Origin of the sequence: Alkalinema pantanalense CENA528 (assembly GCF_050753345.1) — a bacterium.
Lineage (GTDB): Bacteria > Cyanobacteriota > Cyanobacteriia > Leptolyngbyales > Leptolyngbyaceae > Alkalinema > Alkalinema pantanalense.
Genome location: NZ_JBLZFX010000188.1, coordinates 1 through 4,099 on the forward strand (window position 1 = coordinate 1; position 4,099 = coordinate 4,099).

The 4,099-nt window shown below is 48.0% G+C and carries 5 protein-coding genes; 2 read left to right on the plus strand and 3 right to left on the minus strand.

Annotation, left to right across the window (positions count from 1 at the left end; translation table 11 throughout):
• Positions 1 to 101: 101 nt before the first annotated feature.
• On the plus strand, positions 102 to 536 hold the full coding sequence (locus ACN4EG_RS27265; RefSeq protein ID WP_431633436.1) for a VOC family protein: 435 nt from the start codon (positions 102 to 104) through the stop codon (positions 534 to 536).
• 200 nt (positions 537 to 736) lie between these two features.
• Entirely contained in the window at positions 737 to 2,209 is a 1,473-nt protein-coding gene (gene tnpC / locus ACN4EG_RS27270; protein ID WP_431633437.1) for an IS66 family transposase, read from the plus strand.
• Here tnpC and ACN4EG_RS27275 read toward each other — a convergent pair whose 3' ends face one another.
• The 3 genes from ACN4EG_RS27275 to ACN4EG_RS27285 all read right to left on the minus strand — a co-directional run bounded on the left by ACN4EG_RS27275 (position 2,210) and on the right by ACN4EG_RS27285 (position 3,888).
• Positions 2,210 to 2,773 (minus strand): Rpn family recombination-promoting nuclease/putative transposase, encoded by a 564-nt coding sequence (locus tag ACN4EG_RS27275; RefSeq protein WP_431633433.1) that lies wholly within the window; start codon positions 2,771 to 2,773, stop codon positions 2,210 to 2,212. It abuts the gene before it with no gap.
• 196 nt (positions 2,774 to 2,969) lie between these two features.
• Positions 2,970 to 3,233 (minus strand): hypothetical protein, encoded by a 264-nt coding sequence (locus ACN4EG_RS27280; RefSeq protein ID WP_431633434.1) that lies wholly within the window; start codon positions 3,231 to 3,233, stop codon positions 2,970 to 2,972.
• 85 nt (positions 3,234 to 3,318) lie between these two features.
• Positions 3,319 to 3,888, minus strand: a complete 570-nt coding sequence (locus ACN4EG_RS27285; protein ID WP_431633435.1) for an imm11 family protein — start codon at positions 3,886 to 3,888, stop codon at positions 3,319 to 3,321.
• Positions 3,889 to 4,099 lie beyond the last annotated feature (211 nt).

Sequence of the window (4,099 nt, forward strand, 5' to 3'; positions counted from 1 at the left end):
AACGCAGCAGGCTTGTGGAACTTCTACTTAGATGCAGCATAAGTTAGATAACAGTCAGGGCAAACCCTGTCCCAGAGCTGGTTTTATTTCCCAACAACTCTATTGACCATACGGCGATTGTGGTGTCCAATACTGCGCAAAGCCTAGAGTTTTATCAAGATTTGCTGGGGCTAAGATTGGCGGGAACTAGTATGAACTATGGGACAGAGCAGGAACACCTGAATAATGTTCAAGGCGCGCGATTACGGATTAGTGGCCTTCGTTCTCCGGCTGGCCCTGGCATTGAATTTTTGGACTATCTAGAACCCAAAGATGGTCGATCGTTCCCTGGAGACGCGCAACCCAATGATTTATTGCATTGGCAAACGACGTTAGTCGTGCCAGATGTGGAGGCTGAGGTTCAGCGATTACGCCAAAATCACGTTAAGTTTATCTCACCAGGAGGCGTCACCATTCCTGCATCTACTTTTGGCTTTACAAAGGGGGTATTGGTGCGTGATCCGGATGGTCATACAATGCGCTTTGTTGAAAAATAATTTTACTAAAGGAATTCTTGGAAATATGCTCGATCTTGATTGTGAGTTTTGATTGTCGCCTGAAATTATTGTTGCCTGAAATGTAACTACTCAGGCTTAAAAAAATAAAGAGTTTTACCAAGAATCGTGAAAAAGCAGGTAATTTAGCATCATATTAGGGATTAGAGATTGAATCAGTGAGAGAACCAGGGCTTCAACCAATCAAGCTCAGCGATGCAGAAATCCGTGCGGTGTATGGGCAGGGAGAAGAAGCCGTCGTGACGTTGGTCAAGACGTTGCTGGGGCAAATCGAAGCCTTATCGGAACAAGTGAATCAGCTGAGCGTACGAGTTGAGACGCTGGAAGGGCAAGCCCAAAAAAACAGTCGCAATAGTAGCAAACCGCCGTCTGGGGATGGGTTTGCAAAGCAGTGGCCCAAAAGTCTACGGGAAAAGAGCGGTAAAGCCTCAGGCGGGCAAGAAGATCATCCCGGTAGCACGCTGGAGTGGCGTGAAGAGGTTGATGCTGTAGAACGCCATTCTGTCAGGGCATGCATCGGCTGTGGTGCGTCTTTGAGCGAAGTCGGCGCAACAGCAGTGCTGAGCCGCCAAGTCTTCGATATTCCGCCCCTGGCCTTGAAGGTGACCGAACATCAGGCTGAGATTAAAGACTGTCCGCATTGTGGCTGTCAAACCCTGGCCAGCTTTCCGGCAGGTGTCAGCAATCGGGTACAGTATGGCCCGAGGCTCAAAGGCATGATGGTGTATCTGCAAGCAGCCCAACTGTTGCCCTCAGGTCGCACCTGTGATGTCTTCAAAGACTTACTGGGGGTGCAGGTATCAGAAGGCACGCTGTACAACACTCTCGCGCAATGCCATGAGCAACTTGAACCGATAGAAGCAACGATCCAAACGCAAGTGGCGACTGCGCCAGTGGTTCATTTTGATGAAACCGGGCTGCGGGTCAATGGCCATCTGTGGTGGTTGCATGTGGCCTGTACCAGCGGTTTAACCTACTACTTTGTGCATGAGAAACGGGGACAACTGGCCATGGCAGCAATGGACATTTTGCCCGACTATCGCGGCAAAGCGATCCATGATGGCTGGAAGAGCTACGGGGACTATCTATGTGAGCATTTCCTGTGTAATGCCCATCACTTGAGGGAATTACAGTTCGTGCTAGAGCACCACGGTCAGACTTGGGCCTATCAGATGAGTCTGTTGCTGGTGACCATACTGGCTCAAGTCAACGGGGCCAAAGCAGTGGGAAAACGGGCTTTAGCTTCAGAGCAACGTCAAGCCTTTGAGGCTCGTTATACCGAGATTATTGAGCAAGGTATCGCGGTGAATCCGTTGCCTGAGCCCCTGCCTGATGCGCCGAAAAAACGAGGTCGTCCGAAACGTCCACCCCCCCTGAATTTACTTGAGCGCTTACGGTCTCAACAAGCGGCAGTTCTCGGATTCATGCATGACTTTGAAGTCCCCTTTGATAACAATCAAGCCGAACGTGATCTGCGCATGATGAAACTCAAGCAGAAAATATCGGGTTGCTTTCGCTCTGAGGACGGGGCTCGCATGTTCTGTCGCATTCGGGGCTATTTATCCACCTTGCGCAAGCAGAATATCAATCTTTTAGACGCTCTCGTTGGATTGTTCTCGGGCAATCCTGTGTCGCTTAAACCACAGCCTGAGTAGTTACTCTCGTTCTAATACTAACCCACCCAGGAAGTAGGCTGCACCCAGTAATTCATGCTGCTGCTCTGGGTTCTCAACCTGCTTCATGGCTCGTACTGCATCGCGTAGGGTGCGTTCAGGGTTGTCGGTCTGGCCGAGGGCGGCAAAGGGCAATAGACCGGGTGCTTGCAGCAGTTCTGCGGCGGGCACTTCCCAGATCCGGATCACGTTGTATTCGGCGTACATCCCTGCGATTTCGAAGTAATTTTGCTGCACGAGGGGGGAATCGATTTTGCGTAGGTAGATGACGACTTGATGGATGGTTTTATCAGGCGCTTTGCGGTGGATGCGCAGGCGATAGTCGGCAAGGCGCATGGGCATGACTTGGGTGGGGTCGGTTTGCCATTCCACATGCAGGATGTCGGCATCGCCTTCGAGCAAAATTAGGTTATCGGCACGAATTGGTTCTAGGGAGAGTTCGGTGGGTTTGAGAAGGGTGGATTGAATAGGTCTGCCGAGGAGCCATCGGGCAATGTCTTCTGGAAATTGTTCGGCTAGTCGCCGACAGGTGCTATCGAAACTCATTTTTTGATTGTAACCCCCATCCGTTCTCAGGTCAGCCAGTTTTGGGAAGGGGTGAGAGGTACGATCGACAGTCTCAAGCGGCGATCGTACTTTTGGACAACTGAGATTGACCCATCTTTAAGGAACAAGCGATCGCCGATCTGTAAATATTGTCCTTCACTATAGCGTTCGTTTAAGAACTAGCTAATGCATCCAATCAGTGTCTTTCCTTTATCCTTTCCTCAATTGCACTACGATTCTCATTGAGAAATACATCAACTTTCACCTCTCCATTCATTCGACTGACAGTTGCTTGGGAGATAACAATTGCGTCTTGAGGTCTCGGAGTAGGAATATACAGCTCAAACATGACAAAATCACCCATAAATACTGTTCCAAGAACAAGTAGACTCCGAACTTCTGGCGGAATGTCATAGCCAGTCAGGGCTGCCTTTGTTGCTGTTTGGGCAATTTTTTCCATTTCACAAAGGTGCAACATATTGCTGGAGAATCTATTCTGAGTAAGTATCCCTCTATGGATGTGGGGGATAGATATCTACTAGGCTTTATATCAACTCAGTGATTTTCCGAAAACTCATCCCAAACAAATTATTTTGTTCTACGACATCTTTAAATGTTTGTGAAACCAAGCTGGTGATAATGATCTCCGGAAATCGGAAAATGTGTTTGCCTTCTAGCTTTTGATGTAGTAAAGCAAACTCCTCAATCTCAGAAACAGCACCATTGTCATATCGATCGACGATGGCTTTTTCATAGTTCAGACAATCAATTTCTTCCTCTCTCACCACGTACAATATTTCTTCGCCACAAAAAACGGGTAAAAGAATAGCTTCACCTAATAAGGGTTTCAGGTAGGAGAGAGCATGTTGAGTAATTGTCATAAAGCCGACCAGAGATAAAATATCAGCTTTTTTAGCAGGATATTTCTCTACTTGAATAGGTTGCCAGGTGTCTGGGAAATAAGGTAGACGATTGCTTCTAAAGCCTCCTGGTGCTTCTGGATCATAGCTGGTGTCAAATCCCCAAAAATAGCTAAGTACTTTGTCATCATTGGAGTCAACATAGTCTAGTGCATCATATTCATCAGATTCTAAGGTGGGAATGTACCAATTCATAGTTGAAAACTCCTATGGTTTGAATTGACCTTTCGACATCTCTCTACCCATTTTTTTAAGTTCCTTCTCAACAGCGCCCTTCCCGCCTCTTTGACAGGGTAAGCGCATCTCAAACGCTATTGACAACTAGGGGTGGAGTCTTTACCCGAGTCGGGCAACGCAGCGGCTAAGACTTGGAGCATAAACGTGTCATCCATTGCGGCTCGCTTCG

What these genes read in the sequence shown, in the direction of transcription:
- ACN4EG_RS27275 (WP_431633433.1), bottom strand. Translation starts at nt 2,773, where the DNA reads ATGAGTTTCGATAGCACCTGTCGGCGACTAGCCGAACAATTTCCAGAA.
- ACN4EG_RS27280 (WP_431633434.1), bottom strand. Translation starts at nt 3,233, where the DNA reads ATGGAAAAAATTGCCCAAACAGCAACAAAGGCAGCCCTGACTGGCTAT.
- ACN4EG_RS27285 (WP_431633435.1), bottom strand. Translation starts at nt 3,888, where the DNA reads ATGAATTGGTACATTCCCACCTTAGAATCTGATGAATATGATGCACTA.